Raw genomic sequence first — 22436 nt, forward strand, 5'->3', positions numbered from 1 at the left:
GGTCAGAACTCCAGCGTGCTCGACAACGAAATCTGCCGCGAATCGCCCATCGACACAAAGAACCGGCTCGCCGCCGAGGTGTAGTAGGTGCGGTCAAACAGGTTCTTCACGTTGAGCTGGAACTTGACCTTCTGCCCTTCGACTTTGGTGTCGTAGGTAGCGAACGCATCGGCCACGGTGTAGCTCGGCAGGTTGAAATCGTTCACGGCGTTACCCGCTCGCTCACCGACATAACGCGCACCCGCGCCGACCCGCAGCTGATCGCCACCAACGATGGTGCCGAAGTCATAAACCGCTGACAGCGAGCCGCTATTCTTCGCGACGTTTTGCAGTTTTTTGCCTTTGTAGGTCGGGTCTTCGGTGACTTCGGCATCGGTGTAGGCATAGCTGCCGATCATGCTCCAGCGATCACTCAACTGACCGCTCAAGTCCACTTCCAGACCACGGGAACGCACTTCACCGGCGGCGCTGTAGATCGTCACCGGACCTTCGGAGTTGGCCACCAGCACGTTGCGTTTCTTGATGTCGAACAGCGCAACGTTACCGGTGACGCGACCCGGCATGTCGAGCTTGGCGCCGATTTCCCAGGACTTGGCTTCTTCCGGTGCGACGCTGCCGTCAAGCACGGTGCTGCTGCCGCTCAATGGCGCGATGGTCGAGTTGGGTTTGAACGACTCGGTGTAGCTGCCGTAAAACGACAGTTCATCGGTGTAGCGGTACACCAGGCCCGCACGCGGCACCCACTTCTGGCCGTTGCTGTCGGTGTTGGCCTTGAACGGCACGCCTTTGCCGGCGTACTGGTCGTATTCCTGGAAGCGCCCGCCGGCGACGAAAATCCATTGATCGGTCAGGTGGATCGAGTCCTGGAGGAATACCGAATCGCTGCGCAGTTCATCGGTCTGCGCGCTGTCCGCCGGGCTGACGGTGGTGCCGGCGACTTCACGGCCGTATACCGGGTTGATGTAACTGAAAGTACTCAAGCTTTTCTGACGGATCAGGTCTTCGCGGTAAATCTTGCGGTATTCGTCATCGACGCCGAACACCAGGTCATGTTTCATCCCCGCGAGCTGGACATTGCCTTCAAGGCTGGCGGTGGTGAAGCGGTCGGTGCTGATGGCGTTTTGAGTGCCGTCCATGCTGCGGGTCAGGGTGCCTTTCTTGGTGTCGATGGCGGTGATGCGCACCTGGCTGGCGTCGTAGGTTTCGCGGTTCCAGCTGTAGCCGAAGTGGGCTTTCCAATTGTCGTTGAGCTCGTGATCGGCCTCGAAGTGATACAGGTCCGAGCGCCCTTCCATATTGTTGAAGGGCTCGTCGAGACGACGCTCACGGGAGATGTCCAGCGGATGATTGTCACGCGGGTCGATGATCGTACCGCGGTCGAACGGGGTCAGAAACTCGCGGTGTTCGTAGGAGAACAGCAGCTTGGTGCTTTCGCCGAACCAGGCCAGTGACGGTGCTACCAATGTCTCGCGGTGAGTACCGAAGTTGCGCCAGTAGTCTTCGTCTTCGTGGTCCAGGACCATGCGATAGGCCAACCCGGAATCACCCAACGCGCCAGTGCTGTCGAGGCCGCCACCGCTGCCGTTTTTGCCGTCGCCATAGGTCGAGCCGCGCAGGGTCAACGCGTTGTACTGCTCAAGCTCGGGCTTTTTGCTGACCATGTTGACCACGCCGCCCGGGTCCTGGATGCCGTAAAGCAAGGAGGCCGGGCCCTTGAGCACTTCGACCCGGTCCACGGTCGCATTCATGCCACGACCCTGCACGATCGGCATGCCGTCGCGCATGATCGAACCGTTGCGATTGTCGCCGAAGCCGCGAGTCATCACCGAGTCCTGAGTACTCGCCAGTGTGTTGCCTTGGGTGATGCCGCTGACGTTGGCCAGCGCGTCGTCCAGATTGCGCGGCGCTTGATCGCGAATAACCTGCGCCGGAACCACGTTGACGGTCTGGGGAATTTCCTGGAGCAAGGCCGATGAGCGCATCACCGAACTGGTGGGCGGCGGCTGATAGCTCATGGACTGATCAGCCACCGAGGTGATGGTGGTCGCGCCCAGGTTCAAGGCGCCATCGGTAGGCAATGGCTCAAGCACCAACGTGTGGCCGTCGGTACGGCGGAAGGTAAAACCCGAACCGCTGAGCAAACGCTGCATCGCCTGCTCGGCGCTCATCTGCCCGCTGAGCGCTGGAGCGTTGATGCCGTACGGCGCCTCATCGGTATAGACCACGCTGATGCCGGTGATCCGGCTGAAGTCACTCAAGGCCTGGGGCAACGGTTTGGCGGCCATTGCGAAGCTGAACGGCGCACTCTGTCGGGCACTGCCGGCCTCAGCCGCCACCGCCACACTCAACGGCAGCAATGCCAGCGCCGAAAAGCTCAAGGCACACGTACCCAACCACTGTTTGACCGAACCCGATTTCGCCCTGGACTTCATTGCTCATGACCTGTGTAGAACCTACGGAATGCGAATGACTCGCAGTTTCAGTCACTACACGGATGGCGTCGGGGTTTACCTCACCAGAAATTTTGAAAATATTTGAAAAAAATCAAAAGATCGCAGCCTTCGGCAGCTCCTACATGAGTACGCGTTCCTCTGTAGGAGCTGCCGAAGGCTGCGATCTTTTGATTTTGCTTCAGCGCAAAATAATCAGATGCCCCAAAACCTTGCGCTGCTCAAACCCCAAGACTCCCTGCAACGAACTCAACACCGCCTGCGGATCCTTGCTCGGAAAACTGCCACTGACCCGCCGCGCCGCGAGCTCATCGTTGAGCAGCACAATCCGTCCCGGGTAATACCGCCCCAGGTCTTGCACCACATCAGCGAGTGTCGCCTTGTAGTAATTGAGCCAACCCTGACGCCACGCCAACTGCGCTTCGCTGTCGACACTGTGGAGTTTTTCCGCCGAACCCTCGCCATAGGCCACTTGCTGGCCAGCGGTGAGGATTTGTTGCGCGGAGTTCTTGTCCGCCGTCACACCAACCCGCCCCGACAACACCGTGACCTGCGCGCCGTGCCGTTGCAGACGCACTTCGAACTGAGTCCCCAGCACCCGCGCCTGACCCTTTTCAGCGCCCACCACGAACGGCTCGCCGGTGTGGGTCACGCTGAAAAATCCGGCGCCGCGCCGCAGCTGAACGTGCCGCTCACCACGACTGAAATCCACCGCAATCGCGCTGTCGGCATCAAGCGTGACTTGCGAGTGATCCGCCAACGTGACAGTGCGAACTTCCCCCGGCGCCGACACATAGTCCGCACCCAGATCATCGACCCAGCGCGACGGTTGCCAGCCAGCGCCGAAGCCAATCATCAGCACCAGACACGCGGCCATTGCCAACGCCCCGGACCAACGCCGAACGCTGGTACGGCGCGAGCGATTCATGGCATTGAGATAACCCTGCAAGGCAAACGCGTCTTCATCGGCCAGTGTTCGGGCCGGCGTTTCGGACAACTCCCACACCACTTGCGCCTGAGCGTAAGCCTCGGCATGGGCCGGGTCGGCCTGTAACCAATGACTGAAGGTGGCCTGATCGCCGCTGCTGGGCTGGTCATGCAACAGACTCAGCCAGGCGAAGGCCGCCTGTTCCTGAGCAGGCGTCGGGGTGACGCGTTCGGTGTTGTTCACGGTGCTTTCCCTGGCGTGCGCGGTTCAGGTTCCCGCAGGCTGGCCTTGCAAGCCTCGAGGGCGCGCATCATATGTTTTTCCACGGCGCTTTGGGACAAACCCATGGCCTTGGCGATTTCGGCGTATTTGCGCCCGTGGATACGGTTGAGCAAAAAGATCTGCCGCGTGCGCTCAGGCAACGCGCGCAACGCCGCTTCGACGTGACGCAAGTCGTTGCCCGCCTCCAACGCCGCTTGCGGTTCGCTGCCGTGGCTGTCCGGTTGATCCGGCATCCAGCCCTCGTTGACCCGCACCCGCGTGCCTTCGCTGCGCAAATGGTCGATGGCGATGTTGCCGGCGCAGCGCAACAGGTAAGTGCTGAGCTCTTCGACCTGCACCAGCGGTCGACGCCAGAAGCGCAGGAACAAGTCCTGCACCAGGTCCGCGGCCGTCGCCCGACAACCGACACGACGGCTCACCAGCGCTTCCATTTGCGAACGTTGGGAAAGGAACACCTGCAAGAAATGCGCACGCGCACCGCGATGTTCGTCGTCATGGGATTCCGGGGGGCTGGTGATCATCAGGTCAGCCCTGCGCAAACGCGGCGACGGGGCTGGCGAGCACGCTCAACCCGGCCAACGCCAAGGCCAGGCGCGGGCGATACGGCATCAACAACACCAGCAGCAAAGCGCTAAGCATCAACACCGCAAACCACTCCACCAATCCAAGGCCCCAGCCCGTCGACGACACCGCAGCCCACAGCGATAACGCCAGCAACAGCCAGCCGCTGAGTTTCATCCCCTGGCGACGACGGGCCGAGGTCTTGCGTCCCAACAATTCGGCGTGATGCCGATCCATGGATAAACACAGCGCGGTGAAACCGCCGTAGCACAGCAACAAGGCCAGGAACATTCAGTGCGCCTCTTGCTCAAGCATTATCGATTTCGCCCGCGATCGGGTGACGACTCTGGCTTGCCCCGCGCGCTGCATTTTCCACGCAGCCCACGCGAAAAACAGACCACTGCCCAGGCACGTCAGATCGAAACCGGCCATGGCCCAATCGCCCTGCATCAGGGTGACGCCCAAGTGATTAGGCGTAGTCAGCACGTTCAGCAGCGGTACCGCACAGAACAGCAACGCCGCCAGCGCCAACTGTTCGACCCACGCGGCGCGACCACGGCGGACCATGGCGTGCAACACACTCAAGCCCCAGACGATGAAGAAGCTGTTCACTTCCCAATCCGCCCGCCCGGCCATTCCGACCGGCAACAATCGATTGGCCCAGAAGAACGCCGCCACGGCGACCATCAACCCCGACATGCTGGCGATGTTCAGGACTTCCACCAGTCGCAATTCAAACGGCATCACACCGCTCTTCGCATGTTTGAGCTGACGCTTGCCGAGCCAGATCACCAGCCCGGTGCCGATCATCGCAGTGCCCGCCAAACCACAAATGAAGTACAACCAGCGCAACACCGGACCGGCGAAATGGCCCATGTGCAAGCCATAGAAACTGCTGGCAATCGCCATCGGTAGTGCTTGCTTCGGCGTCATGCTGAGCAGCTGCCCGGTCACGCCATTGAATGTCAACGCGCTGCCAAAGTCGTGGACCACTCGGTCGGCGCCGTCACGCACAAGAATGACCGAGGCATTCGCATCGCCTGGATTGTTGACCGTCAGGCGCCCGGCCCGCCCGCCCGACCATTGCTCGCTGGCCCGTTCCAGCAGCGGTGCCAACGGTGCCAACTGACCCGATTCACCGGCAAGTTCGGGGACACTGGAAGCAGGAAACACCTCATCGTAAAACGTATCGAAGTCACCGCCATAAGAGGCGACGATGCTCGCCGGCATCACCATCGACATGAAAATCACCAGGCTGCTGTAAGTGATCATCAGATGAAACGGCAACACCAGAACGCCCACCGCGTTATGCCCGTCCAGCCAGGAGCGCTGGCCCTTGCGCGGACGGAAGGTGAAGAAGTCCTTGAAGATTTTCTTGTGGGTGATGATCCCGCTGATCAGCGCGACGAACATCACCATCGCTGCGATCGTCGACAGCCAGCGCCCCCATGGATAGGGCATCTGCAACTGAAAGTGGAAGCGGTAAAAGAACTCGCCACCGCGGGTGTCCCGGCCCTGCACTTCTGCGCCGGTTTGCGGGTCGAGGAGTTTTTCGGTGAATTGACCGCGCGTGCCGGGCTTGGCCGGTGCTTGCTGCCACCTCACCGACAACCCGGGTTCGCGAGCATCCGGTAAATCGATGAGCCATCGCGAGGCACCTGCGGCGTTCTGCTCGAGGTAGTGCAGGGCCAGGGTCAGACTGGCTTCGGAGGACACTGCACGGGCGGGAATTTCCGGCTGCATCCAGTGGCTGATCTCATCCTTGAAATAGGCGAGCGTGCCGGTCAGGAAAATCGCGAACAGCAACCAGCCGAAGATCAACCCGGCCCAAGTGTGCAGCCAGGCCATGGCCTGTCGAAAGCCCTCTTTCATCAGTGGCCCATCCAGTAGGCCAACCCCGACACCGCCGCCAAAACCACGCTCGGCACGATCAATCCGAACCAGGCTTGCCACGCACTGCGACAGGCAAAGCACCAGAGTACGGCGACCAGATACACCAGAAACGAGGTCATCATCCCGGTGATCACCGCTTCGCCGCGAGCCATGGGCAGCCACATTGTCAGGCTGACACTGGCCAATGCCGCGACGAGGTAACCCCCCAGCACAGCGGCCAGCACTCGGGAAGTGACAGCCAGTCGGTAGGAAACGGGGAGCGCGGTGATTTTGCCTTTCATGTTTCGACCTTGAAACGGGTGAAGCCTCGTGAACGTCACGGGACCAACAAGGTCGCAATACTAATGATAAATATTCTCATGTGCAAAAGAGATCCGACGGGATCGTTGTTACAGCAGCCAGCGGTCAGTCAGCACAAACAAAAACGGGCCTGCATAAGCAGACCCGTTTGTCAGGGGTGGAAGGTAAAAATCAAATCAAATTTCAGCCGTTTTGCGCAGCCTGTTCGTTCTCGAGAAACTCGTCTTCCAGCAGCGCATCGGCTGCGACTCTCTCGAACGGGACCACAGCGGCACGTGGTTTGCCCCGAAGTTTGCCAAACAGGTGTTCCAGCGCATGTTCTAGTTTTTCGGCCGCCCCGTCGATCGCCAGTTCCAGGGAGTCGGCTTTATGGGTTACAGAAATCGGTTGGTGGCCTTTTGGCCGCGCCTCCAGCTGACAGCGCATGTCATGGGGACCGGGCTTGTCGCCGTTCTCGTCCCGCAGATGAACCTCGACGCGTGTCAGGTCCTCTTCATAACGTTCGAGCGTGCTCTCAATGGTAGTACGTACCCACTCCTCCAGTCGGATGCTGCTTTGAATATGGTTATCGCTGTTGACTTGGATTTGCATAGTTCATCCCTTATTTCAGCTAGCTCGCGAGAGGCCCTTCGGCTGGCCCTTGGGCGTCATCACCGTGACCTCTTACTTACACAATCGGTCTGCTCGCAGAACAATTCAACCCCTAAAAAAAGATAAATTTTCATACGCAAAAAAAGCCGGACAAGGAGCAAAAGCGCTGTTAAGGTCGGGAGTTGGGTCGCCTGACTCTTTTGTCACAATTGCTCACATCTGCCGCTCCGCCAGCGGATGCAGGCTTCGAAATATCCCCGCCTCCTCCACCAGCCAGTCATGCACCGCACGCACGCCCGGATGGCTCAGCGCCCCTGGCGCATAGAGCAGCACGTAACGCTTGTGATTCGGCACCGCCAAGCCAAACGGCACGATCAACGTCCCCCGCTCCAGCTCATCGTTAAGCAACGTTCGCCGCGCAATCGCCACGCCCATGCCGGCAATCGCCGCTTCGATGGTCAGGTGATTACGATTGAAGGTGTGCCCGCGCCGCACGTCCGCACCTTCGAAGCCAATGGCGTTGAGGTAGAACTCCCATTCCGCGTACTCGTAACTGCCGCGCCAGGCGGTGATGTCGTGCAGCAACGGAAAATGCATCAGGTCCGCCGGACCATGCAGAGGCGGCCGGCCACGCAACAGACTTGGGGCACAGACCGGAAATATCTGTTCGTCGAGCAAGGTTGTGGATAACAAACCGGGATAGCTGCCGTCATTCAGGTCGATGGCCAAATCGAAGTCGCCTTCGTGTAGTGGCACGCTGCTGTCCTCGGCCACCAGCCGCAATTGAATGTCCGGGAATCGCTGTTGCAAACGTGGCAGACGGGGTGTCAGCCATTTGCTCAGGAACGATGGGATCGAGCGCACCCGCAAAATTCCGCTGATCATTCCGGCGTCCAGTCGTCGCAATTCCGCATCAATGCTGCCGTATGCCTCGTTGACAGTAATGGCCAGTCGCTGGCCTTCAGCGCTCAACTCCACGCCGCGAGCGCGACGATGAAACAGGCGAAACCCCAGCCGCTCTTCCAATTGTCGGATTTGCTGACTGACCGCACCCGGCGTGATGTGCAGCTCTTCGGCGCATCGAGTGAATGACAAGTGCCGCGCGGCACAGGAAAACACGTGCAGCCAGACGTAAGTCTGGGCGTGCAATTGGCGACTCATTGTTTAGTCCTGCTAAAGGCTGTCTTAGGAAGTTTCGTTGGTCACGTAGGACCGAGGTAGGCAGTATCGCCGACATTGCGCTTGTCCTACAAAAATGGCAGCGATTTCTCTTCCATTGCTTGTATAGGCTTTAGCATGGCTATCAGTGTTTTCGATCTCTTCAAAGTCGGCATCGGTCCGTCCAGTTCCCATACCGTCGGCCCAATGCGCGCCGCGGCAACCTTCGCCCAAGCCCTGATTGACCAACAGTTGCTGGCTGACGTACGGCGCGTGGAAATCCGACTTTATGGCTCGCTGTCGGCGACCGGCGTCGGTCACGCCACTGACCGCGCCTGTGTCATGGGCCTGATGGGCGAATGGCCGGACAGCATCGACCCGACCAGCATCGACGGCCGAATCCAGACCCTGCGCGAAACTGGCGAACTGTCTCTGGCAGGCAAAACGACCATCGCCTTCAACTGGCAACGCGACCTCCTGCTGCTCGACGAGAGCCTGCCCTACCACCCCAATGCGATGTCCCTGACAGCCTTTGGTGAAACCGGTGAGCTATCTGAGCAAACGTACTACTCGATTGGCGGCGGTTTCATCATCGAAGCGGCCGAAGCCGAGTCCGGCATCGCGCCTACCAGTGATGTGGTGCTGCCCTACGATTTCTCCAGCGCCGCCGAACTACTCAAGCTCTGCAACCAGCACGGCCTGCGCGTTTCCGAGTTGATGATGGCCAATGAATTGGCTTGGCGCAGCGAAGCCGAAATCCGCAAGGGCCTGCTGCACATCTGGTCGGTGATGCGCGAATGCGTCGAGCAAGGCCTGCGTCACGAAGGCATCCTGCCCGGCGGTCTGAATGTTCCCCGTCGCGCGGCGAAATTGCACCGCAGCCTGCTGGAAATCGGCAAGCCGAATGTCATTACCTCCACGCTGTCGGCCATGGAGTGGGTGAACCTGTTTGCCCTCGCCGTAAACGAAGAAAACGCGGCCGGCGGGCGCATGGTCACGGCGCCGACCAACGGCGCGGCGGGGATCATTCCGGCGGTGCTGCATTACTACATGAAATTCAACCCGGACGCGTCGGACGATGACGTGGTGGCGTTCTTCTTGGGCGCTGCGGCTGTAGGCATTCTCTGTAAGAAAAACGCCTCTATCTCTGGCGCCGAAGTTGGCTGCCAAGGCGAAGTTGGCTCCGCCTGCGCCATGGCCGCCGCCGGTCTGGCGGACATACTCGGCGCCACGCCCGAGCAACTGGAAAATGCCGCCGAAATCGGCCTGGAACACAACCTCGGCCTGACCTGCGACCCGGTCGGCGGGCTGGTGCAAGTGCCGTGCATCGAGCGCAACGCAATTGCTGCCGTGAAGGCGATCAACGCCACGCAAATGGCCCTGCGCGGCGACGGCAAACACTTCATTTCCCTGGACCGGGTGATCCGCACCATGCGCGATACCGGCGCCGACATGCATGACAAATACAAAGAGACTTCACGGGGCGGCCTGGCTGTTAGCTGGGTGGAGTGCTGAGGAGCACTCCCTGACCGTCCGCACGTGAGCCCGAGCAAGAACAATAACGAGGCCAAACGATGACCGATGTACGTACACCTGCTGCCGATAATCCTGCTGTAGACCTGACACGCAATAGCGAAATAACCCACAAAGGCTGGAGTAAACACGACACCACCTGGATGCTTGGCCTTTATGGCACCGCCATCGGTGCCGGCACGCTGTTCCTGCCGATCAACGCCGGCGTGGGCGGCTTCTGGCCGCTGCTGATCCTGGCAGTGCTGGCGTTTCCGATGACTTTTTTCGCCCACCGCGGCCTGACCCGCTTCGTGCTGTCCGGGCGCTCCGGAGACATCACCGAAGTGGTGGAAGAACACTTCGGCATCGGTGCCGGCAAGCTGATCACGCTCCTGTATTTCTTCGCGATCTTCCCGATTCTGCTGGTGTACAGCGTGGCGCTGACCAACACCTTGAGCAGCTTCATGGAGCATCAGTTGCACATCGCCCCGCCACCGCGGGCGATTCTGTCGCTGGTGCTGATCCTCGGTCTGATGGCGATCGTCCGTTGCGGCCAGGGTGTCATCGTCAAATGCATGAGCGTGCTGGTTTACCCGTTTGTCGCGGCGTTGCTGCTGCTCGGTTTGAGCCTGATCCCGAACTGGAACGGCGCATTCTTCGCCACTGCCAGTGAAGGCATGCCGATGCCGCTGTTCTTCAAGACCTTATGGCTGGCAATCCCGGTGATGGTATTTTCGTTCAACCATTCGCCGATCATTTCCGCTTTCGCCGTCGACCAGAAACAGCGCTACGGCGAACAGGCCGAACGCAAAAGCAGCGGCATCCTCGCCATCGCCCACGCGATGATGGTGGTGACGGTGATGTTCTTCTGCTTCAGCTGCGTGCTGGCCCTGTCCCCGGCTGATTTGGCGGCGGCGAAGGCGCAGAACATCTCGATCCTGTCGTACCTGGCCAACCACTTCCAGACGCCAGTCATCGCATACGCTGCGCCGCTGATTGCGCTGGTGGCGATCACCAAGTCGTTCCTCGGCCATTACATTGGCGCCAGCGAAGGCTTTCAGGGGCTGATCGTGAAAAGCCTGCGCGGCCGTGGCCGGGTGATGTCGGCGAGCTGGCTGAACCGCGTGACCGCGCTGTTCATGATCCTCAGCTGCTGGGCCGTGGCGACCTTCAACCCGAGCATCCTCGGCATGATCGAAACCCTCGGCGGGCCGATCATCGCGTGCCTGTTGTTCCTGATGCCGATGTACGCCATCCGCCGCGTGCCGGCCTTGCGCCAGTATTCCGGGCAGGCCTCGAACGTGTTCGTGGTGCTGATCGGTTTGATTGCACTGTCTGCGATCATCTACTCATTCATGCCCTGAAACGGGCAGGCAAAAAGAAGGCGGGCCACAGAGCCCGCCTCTTTTTTGCCGTGTCTATTGTTCGACAATTTTTCCGGCATGCCCCTTGCTATGTCACCTGTGAGGCAAAAGGACTTATGAAAACCTCAGCGAGCGACGTGCCGGTGGTCTGGTGTTGCGAACTAATCCCGATCACGGCGGGTCAACAACTGCACGTTCAATCAGGCGGTAACGCATCATGGACAACCCTTTTCAGCTCATTACCGATGCTTTTGCAGCGGATTATCAGATCAACCTGAGCATTCAGGGTCTGGATGGCAGCATCATGTTGACCCTGTCCAACAGCGGCCACGTGGTCGCCAAACGGATGATCAGCGCCGAACAACGCAATGACCCCCAGCGCCTCAAACGCCTGGTGCAAAGCATTCAGTTCGGCATTGCTATCGAACAGGGCCACAGCGCCGTGGCTATCCTCGAAGCCATGACCAACGGCGACAATCACAACCTGCCGCCGCCACGCGTCAAAGGCCACAGCCGGCCAGCCATGCGGCTTTAAATCTCGCCCTTCTCCACTTCGGGATGCTCGCCGGAACCCGCACCGACCTTGCGTTGCGGGTGTGCGATCTTCACCGAAGGAAATTGCGACGAGGCGTAACGCACCACCAGAATCGCAAACGCCAGCAGCAGAATCCCGCCGCACAGGTAGATGATGCCGATGTCCGGTGGGTTGTGGTGCGAGACGTTGGAGATCAGCAGTCGCGTCAGCGCCGTGATCGCCACGTAGATCAGGAAGCGCACCGGCATGTGGTTGGTCTTGAAGTAAATCCCGACCATCGCCCCCAGTTCCAGGTAGATGAACAGCAGCAAGATGTCATCGATCTTGATGTGCCCTTCTTCGATCATCCCCAGAAATTCCATCACCGCCGCCCACGCGGTGACGGCACCGATGGCGAACAGCGCCAGGTAGTGGAAGGTCTCGACGAACAGATTGCCCAGGGACTCGGCCAGTTGGTGCACGTTCTGCCGCAGGTTCTCGGCCCAGTTGATTTTCACGATGATTCTTCCTTAGCTCGGTTCGAGCGGATGATGCGGGTTTGACGTGACGGTTGTTCTGCATGCAGAAAAAAGGCCAGAGGCTGTTGGGTGAGATGGCGATGGGCTGCCATTGGACACTTTTGTGGAGCGTTCGAGGGCCTCATCGCGAGCAAGCTCGGCTCCCACAGGTTTTGCGCAGACCACCTGAATTCGGTCTACATTAAAAAGCCACTACCCAAAGCGCAGGGATTCGCTTATCCTTTTCGCTGTATATAAATACAGTGGTCGAATAAGACAACTTAATGTGAAGGCATGTGAGGTGGTGAATGGCCGTCGAAGTGGTATACCGCAGCAGCCGAGATCTGGAGCGCTTGTTCATGGATAAAGCCGAAGCTGACCGTCATGACAAAATGCTCGAACTGGCCGAGTTGCTGGCCGAAGTGTTGCAAAAAGCGGTTCCGTCCCTGACCGAGCAGCAAGTGGAAGAAGCCGGGATCTACATGGCGAAGAATCGCGATGTGTTCGCCAAGGCGTTCAAGAGCCAGCCGGACGCGTTGTCCGAATTGCTCAACGCGCCTGCTGAAGTCGTTGAAAAGGCTGCACCCGTTGAGGCACCTGCACCTGTTGAAGTCGCTGAGACGACCAAGCCAGCCAAAGCGCCCAAGGCTGCCAAGTAAGCAACGCCCGAATTGAATAGGCCCTGAGTCAAATGACTCAGGGCCTTTTTCATGCCTGCGAAAAACCTAGGCTTCGGGTTGTTCCAGCGCCTCGACCAGCGCCTTGAAAAAACGCGCCGCCTCGCCGCCCGTCACCACGCGATGATCGAAGGTCAGGGACAGCGGCAGGACCGGATGCACCACGACCGCCCCATCGACCGCCACCGGTTCGTCGCGGATCGCGCCAGCGGCGAGGATTGCCACTTGCGGCGGCACCACCACCGGGTTGGCGTAGCGACCGAACAAGGTGCCGAAATTCGACAGCGTCAGGGTCGCCCCCATCATTTCCCTGGGTGGAATCGATCGCGCCTGTACGTCGGCCCTTAATCGCATGACGCCTTCCTTCAACTCAGCCGAGGTGCGATGACCAACATCGCGCAGCACTGGCACGAACAAGCCGTCCGGGGTGTCCACGGCGATGCCCAGGTCGAGCCATTCGTGTTGTTTGAGCGACAGGCTTTTGCCGTCGAAGGCGCTGTTGAGCACCGGCTCCACGGCGCACGCGGCCGCCATCGCTTTGGCGAGACGAATCAGCGGTTCGCGGGCCTGACCCCAGCGATGCAGGTCGGCGTCACCGAAAATCGTCACGGGCACGACTTCGGCGTGGGACCGGGCCATGTTCAGCGCCATGCTGCGCCGTACACCGCGCAACCGTTCGCCGCCGAAGCGATCCAGTTCAGTTTGAGCCGCGTTTTCCACATCCGTGCGGGTAATCAGCCCCTCGTGGCCAGAGCCCGTCAACCCGCTCAACTCCACACCGAGCTGCCGAGCCAGTTGCCGCACGGCCGGTGTGGCGCGAGTCGCCAGGTGCTCTCGGGTCGAGGGGGCCGCCCCGATGAAAAACGAGTCCTCCTGACTGCTGCCGCCACCTTCGAGTCGCCCCACTACGGTGCCCGCATCGGCTTCGCCTTCGTAGCCGAGCAAGGGTTCACCGACGTGAATAATGTCGCCCTCGCCGCCGTAGAGTTTTGCCACCACGCCGTCATAGGGTGCAGGGATATCCACCAGCGCCTTGGCGGTTTCCACCGACACCAGCAGTTGATCAGCCTTGACGGTATCGCCGACTGCGACGTGCCAACGGACGATTTCCGCCTCCTGCAAACCCTCGCCCAGATCCGGCAGTTTGAAATATTTCATCGCGGCCTCCTTGGGTTCAGGAAAAGTGCAAGACGTTGTCGCAGGCCAGCAAAATGTCTTCGGCGTTGGGCATATAGAGAGATTCCAGTCGATACAGCGGCGGCGGAATGTCCGGCGCGGTAACCCGCTGGATCGGTGCCTGCAATTCCAGCAACACCCGCTCGTAGAGGCTCGCGGAGATTTCCGCACCGACGCCGCAGGAGCGCGGCGCTTCATGAACGATCACGCAACGACCGGTCTTGCGCACCGAGGCTTCCATCGTGTCGAGGTCCAGCGGCTTGATACTCGCGACATCGATCACTTCCGCCGAGACGCCCCGCTCGGCCAATGCGGTGGCGGCTTGCAGGGTTTCCAGCACACTGGCACCCCAACTGATCAGCGTGATGTCGCTGCCTTCGCGCAGGGTGAAACAGCTGTCCAGCGGCAGGCGTTTACCGTCATCCACCAGCGTTTGCGGGTTCATGCGATAGAGCCGGGTCGGTTCAAGAAACACCACCGGGTCCGGGTCATCGATGGCCGCCAGCAACAAGCCATAAGCCCGGGCCGGCGATGACGGAATCACCACCCGCAGCCCCGGAATATGCGCGAACAGGGCTTCAGTGCTTTCGCTGTGATGTTCCGGCGCGCGAATCCCTGCGCCCATCGGCGTGCGCATGACCATCGGGCACGTGATCCGCCCGCGTGTGCGATTGCGCATGCGGCTGGCGTGGGACACCAGGTGCTCCATGGCGGCGTAGATGAACCCCATGAACTGGATTTCCACCACGGGTTTCAGGCCCTGTGCGGCCATGCCGACCACCAGTCCGCCGAGCATGGTTTCGGCCAGCGGCGAGTCAATCACTCGCTTGAAGCCAAAGCTGTCGCGCAGCCCTTGGGTGGCGCGAAACACGCCGCCGTTCACCCCGACGTCTTCACCGAGGACGATGACGTTCTCGTCTTCGCTCATCGCCCGATGCAGCGCGAGATTCACCGCTTCCAGCAACGTGACTTTGCCGTTACTCATGGCTCGAATCTCCCGCGCGGCGCACCACCCTTTCGAGCAACTCTTCACGCTGCCCGGCGAGGGACGCCGGCCATTGGGCGTAGACGTGATCCATGACCGATTCGGGCGCCTGAGTCCCCGCCGCTTCGAAGTTATCCACAGCCCGCTGCACCAGGCCCTGGCATTCGCTGATCAGCGTCTGTTCGCGGCCTTCGTCCCACACGCCCTGGCCGACCATGAAACGTTGCAGGCGTTTGACCGGTTCTTCGAGCCAGGCTTGTTTGACCTCATCTGCCGGTCGGTAGCGTGTGGCATCGTCGGCTGTGGTGTGGTCGCCGAGGCGATAGCTCAGGCATTCCAGCAACACCGGGCCTTTACCGTGACGCGCCCGTTCGAGGGCCACTTGTACTCGGTCGTAAACCGCGAGCATGTCATTGCCGTCGACCTGCTCCCCGTGGAACCCGGCACCGATCGCCTTCTGTGCCAGCGTCGGGGCGCCGCACTGAATTCGCCGAGGCACCGAGATCGCCCATTGGTTGTTATTGACCACGAACACCACCGGCAACTGCCAGGCACCGGCGACGTTGAGGGCTTCGAGGAAATCGCCTTTGCTGGTGGCGCCGTCACCGCAGGTGGTGACGGCGACCCGATGTTCGCCGCGGATTTTGAACGCACTGGCAACGCCGCAGGCATGCAAGGCCTGGGTGGCAATCGGCACACAGATCGGAAAGTCCTGGGCCGCCGCCGGTTCGGCAAAGTCGCTGCCGCGCTCGTCGCCGCCCCAGTACAGGAGGATTTCTTCCATGCGCACCCCGCGCATCAACTGCACGGCGGTGTCACGGTAATACGGAATCAGCACGTCTTCGGCGTGCATCACGCTGCCGACGGCGACGCCAATGGCTTCCTGGCCCAACGTCGGCGCATAAGTACCAATGCGCCCGGTGCGTTGCAGGGCGACGGCTTTCTGATCAAAAAGGCGGGTCAGGACCATCTGCCGATAAAGGCGCGTCAGTAAATTGAAATCATCGGCCCAGGCAGGAAGTTCGCCGAGCAATTGGCCGTCAGGGGATAAAAAACGAGTGTAAGGCAGCTCAACCTTGTGAGGCATCACAGGGGCTCCTGGCACGCCGCGTCAGCGTGCGTCATCCAAACCTGACGCTTGTGGCGCCAGGCCTTGGGAGCAAGTCTGCCGGATAGGCCCTCACTCCTTCATCGGTACAGCACTTTCTCCGCCAGCTCGTCAGCCACTCGGGCCGGCGAACGTTTTTCCGCCTGGGCATGGGCGAAGACTTCGGTCAGCCGGGAGCTGATTTTCGACAGGTGTGCGGTGATGGTCGAGAGCTCTTCGCCGCGGTGTTTGAGCGAAACGTAGATCAGCCCGCCGGAATTGATCACGTAGTCCGGCGCATACAGAATGCCGCGCCGCTCCAGTTGATCGGCGACTTCCAGATGGGTCAGTTGATTGTTCGCCGAACCGGCCACCGCTGCGCAGCGCAATTGCGTCACGCTGTGACTGTTGAGCACACCACCGAGGCCGCAGGGCGCAAGAATGTCGCAAGGGGTGCTGAGCAGTGCGTCGTTGGCGATCGGGTGAGCGCCAAGTTGCTCCATCGCCAATTGCACTTTGCCGTGATCGATGTCACTGACCAGCAGTTCGGCACCGGCGGCGTGCAGCTGTTCGGCGAGGGCATAGCCAACGTTGCCGAGCCCTTGAATCGCCACTCGCAGGCCTTCGAGGTTATCGCTGCCCAGACGGGCCATGGCGGTGGCACGAATGCCGGTGAACACGCCCATCGCCGCGTGCGGTGCGGGGTCGCCCGCCGAGGTGGTGCTGGTGACGTGCTGGGTCTGTTGGGCGATGCAATCCATGTCCGCCACCGAGGTGCCACTGTCGATGGCGGTGATGTAGCGGCCGTCGAGCTGATTGATGCAACGCCCGAAGGCTTCGAATAGCGCGCCGCGGTTTTCCACATGGACCGGGCGAACAATCACCGCCACGCCACCGCCCTGAGCCAGACCGGCCAGCGCCGCCTTGTAACTCATGCCTTGGGCGAGGCGCACCGCATCCTCGACGGCGGACTCGTCGCTGGGATAGGCAAGGTAACGACACCCGCCCAGGGCAGGCCCCAGACGGCTGTTATGAATGGCAATGACCGCCTTCAACCCGGTGACCGAGTCGACGCTCAGATGCAGCGATTCAAGGCGTGTGCTTTGCATGAGAGCGAACATCGTAGGGCTCCCGAATCACTTCTTGTAGTCGCCAGTATAGGCTTGCGCCCGAAAATTGCAGAAGCGCACCGGAATAAGCGACGCCGCCAAGCAGACTTTCGGACATAACCTGCAACCACCTATGTCCGGCACTGGACGAATGGCGGAGACGGGGCTAAAACGAGGCATTACCCGGAGATTTTGATGACCCCCCGCCAACGTTTTTTCGACTGTCTGCAACGTTCACCGCCCGCGCTGTTCGAGGCGGCGCTGTGGATTGCCGCTGAACACGACAAGGAGGTCAATCCCGAGGCGGTGATGCACGATTTCAAGGACCTGCAACAACGGGTCAGTTATGGCTTGCCGATGTTACCGGTCAGCGAGTTGGCCCAGCCGTTGTTACGGCGTATGAATGACCTGGGATTCGCGCAGGACGACTCCACGCCATTGCGTCCGCAAGTCGCGCTGGTCAATAAAGTGCTGGAACGCAGACGTGGGCAGCCACTGAGTCTTGGGTTGATTGCCCTGGAACTGGCTAAAGGTCTGGAGATCCCCATGGTCGGGGTTAACTTCCCCGGGCATTTCCTGTTGCGGGTACCGGGCGCCGATCACCTGCTCGACCCTTGCGGCGGGCGTCGTTTGTACCCCAACGACTGTCGGGAATTGCTGCAACGCCAGTACGGCCCGAACATGCAGCTCAGCGCCGAGCATTTGCTCACCGCCGAGCCGGTGCAAATGCTGCAGCGGTTGTCGCGCAACCTGCGTCAGTTACACCTCTCCAACGATGACTGCATCGGCGCCCTGATCGACGCCGAACGAGTGCTGGAACTAGGCAACGCCAGCGCCTCCGACTACCTGGCCCGGGCCAGCCTCTATCAACGGCTGGATTGCCCGAACGCCGAGCGCTTTGACCTGGAGCATGCCCTGCTGCTCAGTGACGACCCGATCCAGCGAATTCGCCTGACTGAGCGATTAGGGCACCTGCCGCCTAATTCAATCGTTCATTAAAAGCAAAAGATCGCAGCCTCGTTTCACTCGACAGCTCCTACAGGGGGTCGCGATTTCCTGTAGGAGCTGTCGAGTGAAACGAGGCTGCGATCTTTTGATCTGATGTTTTTAAGGGGTGTCTGGCTGATTCGCCGGATGCGCCTTGATGAACGCCGGATGCGTCGCCGCCAACGCCGCCACTCGACGAATCCGCGGATACGCCTCAAGTGAAAGGCTGAAGCGCTCGGCCGCGTACAGCTGCGGGATCAGGTAAACATCCGCCAGCCCAGGCGTCGGACCAAAGCAATAACCCTCATCGCCGATCAACTGCTCCACCGTCGCCAACCCTTGGCTGATCCAGTGCCCGATCCATTCCACCACCTGCGGTTCATCGTGGCCCAACTGCCGCAGCTTGTTGAGTACGCTGACGTTGTGCAGCGGATGCACGTCGCAACCAATCACCGCCGCCACACCCCGCTCATGGGCGCGAGCCGCGAAGTCTTTGGAGAGCAGCGGCACCTGTGGATAACGTTCCTCCAGGTATTCAATGATCGCCGGCGACTGGATCAACAGCTCACCTTCGTCAGTGCGCAAGGCCGGCACTCGGCCTTGCGGATTAATACTCAGATACGGCGGCTGTCGATGTTCGCCACCCGGCGGCGCGATCAGGTTGATCGGCAGCGCCTGGTAATCCAGCCCCTTGAGCGCCAACGCAATGCGCACCCGATAGGACGAAGTCGAACGGTAATAGGTATAGAGTTCCATGACCCGATCCTCTTAGCGCGCCGGCAGCACTTTGCCTCGGCATTCACCGAAACCGATGGAGGCAAAACCGTCGCGGGTGCAACGGGCGCGCAGGATGATTTCGTCACCGTCCTCAAGGAACTTACGCACTTCGCCGGACGCCAGTTCGATCGGCTTTTTACCGCCCTCGGTGATTTCCAGAAGGCTACCAAACTGACCGTTCTCCGGCCCCGACAAGGTGCCCGAACCGAACAGGTCACCGGCCTGCAACTGGCAGCCGTTGACGCTGTGGTGCGCGACCATTTGCGCCACGGTCCAGTACATATGTTTGGTGTTGCTGAGGGTCAGGCGATGGGCCGGCAGTTTTTGCTCGCGCAGGCCTTCGGTGAGCAGCAGCACTTCCAGTTCGATGTCGAAGGCACCCGCCGCTTGATCGCGCTTGTCGAACAGATACGGCAGCGGCTGCGGATCGCCTTCCGGACGTGCCGGCTGAGCACGACGGAACGGCTCCAGCGCTTCGGCCGTCACGACCCAAGGCGAGATGCTGGTGATGAAACTCTTGGACAGGAACGGCCCCAGCGGCTGGTATTCCCAGGCCTGGATGTCTCGCGCCGACCAGTCGTTGAGCAGGCAGAAACCAGCGATGTGATCGGCGGCATCACCGATGGCGATCGAGTCGCCCATGTCGTTGCCTTGACCGATCCAGATGCCCAGTTCCAACTCATAGTCCAGTCGTGCGCACGGGCCAAAAGTCGGCTCGGTCTGACCGGCGGGCAAGGTTTGACCTTTCGGACGACGAACATCGGTGCCCGACGGGCGAATGGTCGAAGCGCGGCCGTGATAACCGATCGGCACGTACTTGTAGTTCGGCAGCAACGGGTTGTCGGGACGGAACAGTTTGCCGACGTTCTGCGCGTGCTCGATGCCGACATAGAAGTCGGTGTAGTCGTTGATTTTCGCTGGCAGGTGCATCTCGCAATTCGCCGCCAGTGGCAGCAATTTTGCGCCTTGGGCTTCAATCTTGCCGTGCAGCGTGCTGCCTTCTTTGAACAGTTCCAACAGGCGTTCGCGCAGGGCAACACGAGCGTCACGACCCAGTTCGAAGAACACATTCAACTGGCCGCCACGGGTGGCTTCGACTGCAGTTTTTGCGACGCCATCGAACAGGCCGGCGTCCAGTGCAGCTTCCAGATCAAAGATATGTTCGCCAATGGCCACGCCACTGCGCGGTGCCGAACCCTTCACGCTGAACACGCCCAGCGGCAGGTTCTGCAGAGGAAAATCAGCATGGCCGTTGGCGGAGGCAACCCAGCTACGAGTGATGGAAGTCTGAGTCATGGGTTATCTCCGGGTCGGGTCGAAAGTGGCGGGCAGCGTGGCCCAGCAGGCATCGTAGTTGTTTTGCAGTTGCGGGCAATCCAGGGCGAAACGGCTCGGGCGCAGCACCTGGCTGGTCTCGAACATGAAGGCCATGGTGTTGTCGATTTTCGCTGGCGCGAGTTCGGCGTTGATCGCCTTGGTACAAGTTTCGCCGTCCGGGCCGTGGGCGCTCATGCAACTGTGCAAGGACGCGCCGCCGGGCACGAAGCCTTCGGCCTTCGCGTCGTACTCGCCCTTGATCAGGCCCATGAATTCGTTCATCAGGTTGCGGTGGAACCACGGTGGACGGAAGGTTTTCTCGGCCACCATCCAGCGTGGCGGGAAGATCACGAAGTCAAGATTGGCCAGACCGTGGACGCTGGTCGGTGACGTCAGGACGGTGAAGATTGATGGATCCGGGTGATCGAAGCTGACCGTGCCGATGGTGTTGAAACGACGCAGGTCATATTTGTACGGCACGTTATTGCCGTGCCACGCGACCACGTTCAGCGGCGAATGATCGAGCTCGCAGCCCCACAACTGGCCGAGGAATTTCTGCACCAGCGTGGTCGGTTGTTTGAGGTTTTCGTAATGCGCAACCGGCGTCAGGAAGTCCCGCGCGTTGGCCAGGCCATTGCTGCCGATCGGCCCGAGGTCCGGCAGACGCAGCGGTGCACCGTGGTTCTCGGCAATGTAGCCGCGAGCCTGCGGGTCGAGCAGTTCGACACGGAATTTCAGACCGCGTGGAAGCACGGCGATTTCCAGCGGTTCCAGTTCCAGCACGCCGAGTTCGGTGGCGATGCGCAGGCGTCCCAGTTCAGGCACCAGCAGCAGTTCACCGTCAGCGTTGAAAAACACGCGCTCCATGGAGCGGTTGGCGCGGTAGCTGTAGATGCTGATCCCGGCCGGTTTTTCCGCGCCCGAGTTCGCGGCCATGCTCACCAGCCCGTCGATGAAATCGGTGGGCTCGGTCGGGATGTCCAACGGGTTCCAACGCAGACGGTTGGGGGTCACTTCACCCAACGGGCCGCCGGCCAGTTGCCGATCCAGTTTGACGAACGCAGGGTGATTTGCCGACGGTTGAATGCGGTACATCCAGGTGCGCCGCGCTTCACTGCGAGCCATGGTGAACGCCGTGCCGGAGAACAATTCGGTGTAGAGACCGTACGGGGCTTTTTGCGGGGAGTTCTGGCCGACAGGCAGTGCGCCGGGCAACGCTTCACTGCTGAATTCGTTGCCGAAGCCGGACTGATAAGCCAGCTCGGGCGCCGTTGAATCGAGGTTCATGGAGCCTCCTGAACAGGGAGTAGGCAATGGCCTGTCGCTCCGTTGAAGAGGTCTCGGCACGCCCGGGTTATTTTTATCGTAATTCGATTACGCTTAACGTAATTTGATTGGTATTGACCGTCAAGCTATAAAGACGCCCATTCGTCCCGGGATCAGACCGCCTCCATGGAAACGCCGCGCAGCAACGATAAACAGAAAGTCCGCTCGGCCGAGGTCGGCACCGACATCCTCAAGGCCCTGGCTGAGTTGTCGCCATCGACTTCACTGTCGCGCCTGGCCGAACACGTACAGATGCCGGCGAGCAAGGTTCACCGTTATTTGCAGGCGCTGATTGCCAGCGGTTTTGCTGAACAGAATGCTGCCACCAACCACTACGGTCTGGGCCGCGAAGCCTTGCGCGTTGGTCTCGCCGCTCTGAACAGTATGGACGTGCTGAAAGTCGGCGCCCTGCCCCTGGCCGAGTTGCGTGACGATCTGAATGAAACCTGCTTTATAGCGGTTTGGGGCAATCAGGGTGCGACCGTGGTTCACATCGAACCGGCGGTGCGCGCGGTGACGGTGGTGACGCAGTTGGGTTCGGTGTTGCCGTTGCTCAGTTCGTCCACGGGGCTGGTGTTCGGCGCCTATCTGCCGAAGCGTGAAACCCTGGACTTGCGTGAGCAGGAACTGCAGAGCGGTTCCACCCATGCGCTGGCGGATGATCAGGCCTATAAGGCGTTGTGCGAACAGATCCGCGAACGCGGTCTGCATCATGTGCATGGTTTGCTGATGCCGGGGGTCGATGCGTTATCGGCGCCGGTGTTCAATGCTGTCGGGAATGTGGCGGCGGTGATGACCATTGTCGGCCCGGCGTCGTTGTTTCACGCCGACGAAAACGGCCCGGCGGCGCAGCGGTTACTGGCTGCGACGCGGGCCGTGAGTTGGCGGATGGGGTATGCGCCGGCTGAATGATGCTGTGCGGGA

General features: G+C 60.5%; 21 protein-coding genes and 1 pseudogene. 6 read left to right on the top strand and 16 right to left on the bottom strand.

Going from position 1 to position 22436, the window contains the following annotated elements; genetic code table 11:
* Nucleotides 1–2: 2 nt before the first annotated feature.
* From ACMXYJ_RS28765 to ACMXYJ_RS28800, 8 genes are all read right to left on the bottom strand, one after another.
* Nucleotides 3–2432, bottom strand: coding sequence for a TonB-dependent siderophore receptor (locus tag ACMXYJ_RS28765; RefSeq protein WP_415757874.1), 2430 nt, complete (start codon nucleotides 2430–2432; stop codon nucleotides 3–5).
* A gap of 199 nt (nucleotides 2433–2631) precedes the next feature.
* The gene (locus ACMXYJ_RS28770; RefSeq protein WP_415757875.1) at nucleotides 2632–3621 is read right to left on the bottom strand and encodes a FecR family protein; all 990 of its coding nucleotides are present in this window, start codon (nucleotides 3619–3621) and stop codon (nucleotides 2632–2634) included.
* Entirely contained in the window at nucleotides 3618–4181 is a 564-nt protein-coding gene (locus tag ACMXYJ_RS28775) for an RNA polymerase sigma factor (RefSeq protein WP_095129391.1), read from the bottom strand. Before ACMXYJ_RS28775 ends, ACMXYJ_RS28770 begins: the two co-directional genes overlap by 4 nt.
* Nucleotides 4182–4185: 4 nt before the next feature.
* A complete protein-coding gene (locus ACMXYJ_RS28780) occupies nucleotides 4186–4512 on the bottom strand; it encodes a DUF3325 domain-containing protein (RefSeq protein ID WP_415757876.1) in 327 nt (108 codons plus the stop codon).
* Nucleotides 4513–6093: a PepSY-associated TM helix domain-containing protein gene (locus ACMXYJ_RS28785; protein WP_415757877.1), complete on the bottom strand. Its 1581-nt coding sequence runs from the start codon at nucleotides 6091–6093 to the stop codon at nucleotides 4513–4515.
* Nucleotides 6093–6395 (bottom strand): DUF3649 domain-containing protein, encoded by a 303-nt coding sequence (locus ACMXYJ_RS28790; protein ID WP_415757878.1) that lies wholly within the window; start codon nucleotides 6393–6395, stop codon nucleotides 6093–6095. Before ACMXYJ_RS28790 ends, ACMXYJ_RS28785 begins: the two co-directional genes overlap by 1 nt.
* Before the next feature lie 202 nt (nucleotides 6396–6597).
* Nucleotides 6598–7005, bottom strand: a complete 408-nt coding sequence (locus ACMXYJ_RS28795) for an HPF/RaiA family ribosome-associated protein (RefSeq protein ID WP_074873857.1) — start codon at nucleotides 7003–7005, stop codon at nucleotides 6598–6600.
* Between the two features lie 213 nt (nucleotides 7006–7218).
* Entirely contained in the window at nucleotides 7219–8166 is a 948-nt protein-coding gene (locus ACMXYJ_RS28800) for a LysR substrate-binding domain-containing protein (RefSeq protein ID WP_008150625.1), read from the bottom strand.
* Between the two features lie 135 nt (nucleotides 8167–8301).
* On the opposite strand from ACMXYJ_RS28800, the gene ACMXYJ_RS28805 reads away from it, so the two are divergent.
* From ACMXYJ_RS28805 to ACMXYJ_RS28815, 3 genes are all read left to right on the top strand, one after another.
* A complete protein-coding gene (locus tag ACMXYJ_RS28805; RefSeq protein ID WP_415757879.1) occupies nucleotides 8302–9678 on the top strand; it encodes an L-serine ammonia-lyase in 1377 nt (458 codons plus the stop codon).
* A gap of 59 nt (nucleotides 9679–9737) precedes the next feature.
* Nucleotides 9738–11039 carry a serine/threonine transporter gene (locus ACMXYJ_RS28810; protein WP_150658952.1) on the top strand — a complete coding sequence of 434 codons (1302 nt, stop codon included), beginning with the start codon at nucleotides 9738–9740 and terminating at the stop codon, nucleotides 11037–11039.
* A gap of 217 nt (nucleotides 11040–11256) precedes the next feature.
* Nucleotides 11257–11574 carry a DUF3509 domain-containing protein gene (locus ACMXYJ_RS28815; protein ID WP_056743048.1) on the top strand — a complete coding sequence of 106 codons (318 nt, stop codon included), beginning with the start codon at nucleotides 11257–11259 and terminating at the stop codon, nucleotides 11572–11574.
* Here ACMXYJ_RS28815 and ACMXYJ_RS28820 read toward each other — a convergent pair.
* Complete coding sequence (locus ACMXYJ_RS28820) at nucleotides 11571–12071, bottom strand: phosphate-starvation-inducible protein PsiE (protein WP_415757880.1); 501 nt, start codon at nucleotides 12069–12071, stop codon at nucleotides 11571–11573. The two genes, ACMXYJ_RS28815 and ACMXYJ_RS28820, sit on opposite strands and share 4 nt — an antisense overlap.
* Before the next feature lie 308 nt (nucleotides 12072–12379).
* On the opposite strand from ACMXYJ_RS28820, the pseudogene ACMXYJ_RS28825 reads away from it, so the two are divergent.
* Nucleotides 12380–12634: pseudogene (locus ACMXYJ_RS28825) on the top strand (YebG family protein); the annotation flags it as partial.
* Nucleotides 12635–12796: 162 nt separating this feature from the next.
* Here the strand turns inward: ACMXYJ_RS28825 and ACMXYJ_RS28830 are convergent.
* The 4 genes from ACMXYJ_RS28830 to ACMXYJ_RS28845 form a co-directional block, all read right to left on the bottom strand.
* Nucleotides 12797–13906, bottom strand: coding sequence for a dihydrolipoamide acetyltransferase family protein (locus tag ACMXYJ_RS28830; protein WP_415757881.1), 1110 nt, complete (start codon nucleotides 13904–13906; stop codon nucleotides 12797–12799).
* Nucleotides 13907–13922: 16 nt separating this feature from the next.
* Complete coding sequence (locus ACMXYJ_RS28835) at nucleotides 13923–14909, bottom strand: alpha-ketoacid dehydrogenase subunit beta (RefSeq protein ID WP_415757882.1); 987 nt, start codon at nucleotides 14907–14909, stop codon at nucleotides 13923–13925.
* Nucleotides 14902–15996 (bottom strand): pyruvate dehydrogenase (acetyl-transferring) E1 component subunit alpha, encoded by a 1095-nt coding sequence (pdhA, locus tag ACMXYJ_RS28840; RefSeq protein WP_415757883.1) that lies wholly within the window; start codon nucleotides 15994–15996, stop codon nucleotides 14902–14904. Before pdhA ends, ACMXYJ_RS28835 begins: the two co-directional genes overlap by 8 nt.
* Before the next feature lie 101 nt (nucleotides 15997–16097).
* A complete protein-coding gene (locus ACMXYJ_RS28845) occupies nucleotides 16098–17117 on the bottom strand; it encodes a Glu/Leu/Phe/Val dehydrogenase family protein (RefSeq protein WP_415757884.1) in 1020 nt (339 codons plus the stop codon).
* Nucleotides 17118–17300: 183 nt separating this feature from the next.
* On the opposite strand from ACMXYJ_RS28845, the gene ACMXYJ_RS28850 reads away from it, so the two are divergent.
* On the top strand, nucleotides 17301–18104 hold the full coding sequence (locus tag ACMXYJ_RS28850) for a SirB1 family protein (protein ID WP_415757885.1): 804 nt from the start codon (nucleotides 17301–17303) through the stop codon (nucleotides 18102–18104).
* Between the two features lie 108 nt (nucleotides 18105–18212).
* Here the strand turns inward: ACMXYJ_RS28850 and maiA are convergent, their stop codons facing one another.
* The 3 genes from maiA to hmgA are packed head-to-tail and all read right to left on the bottom strand — an operon-like array spanning nucleotide 18213 to nucleotide 21473.
* A complete protein-coding gene (maiA, locus tag ACMXYJ_RS28855; protein WP_415757886.1) occupies nucleotides 18213–18848 on the bottom strand; it encodes a maleylacetoacetate isomerase in 636 nt (211 codons plus the stop codon).
* 12 nt (nucleotides 18849–18860) lie between these two features.
* The gene (gene fahA / locus ACMXYJ_RS28860) at nucleotides 18861–20165 is read right to left on the bottom strand and encodes a fumarylacetoacetase (RefSeq protein ID WP_415757887.1); all 1305 of its coding nucleotides are present in this window, start codon (nucleotides 20163–20165) and stop codon (nucleotides 18861–18863) included.
* A gap of 3 nt (nucleotides 20166–20168) precedes the next feature.
* Entirely contained in the window at nucleotides 20169–21473 is a 1305-nt protein-coding gene (hmgA, locus tag ACMXYJ_RS28865) for a homogentisate 1,2-dioxygenase (protein WP_415757888.1), read from the bottom strand.
* A gap of 165 nt (nucleotides 21474–21638) precedes the next feature.
* Between hmgA and ACMXYJ_RS28870 the strand changes: the two genes are divergently transcribed.
* Nucleotides 21639–22424: an IclR family transcriptional regulator gene (locus ACMXYJ_RS28870; protein ID WP_415757889.1), complete on the top strand. Its 786-nt coding sequence runs from the start codon at nucleotides 21639–21641 to the stop codon at nucleotides 22422–22424.
* The last annotated feature ends 12 nt before the right edge of the window (nucleotides 22425–22436 follow it).

The organism is Pseudomonas arabinosi (genome assembly GCF_047758675.1).
Taxonomy (GTDB): Bacteria; Pseudomonadota; Gammaproteobacteria; order Pseudomonadales; family Pseudomonadaceae; genus Aquipseudomonas; species Aquipseudomonas arabinosi.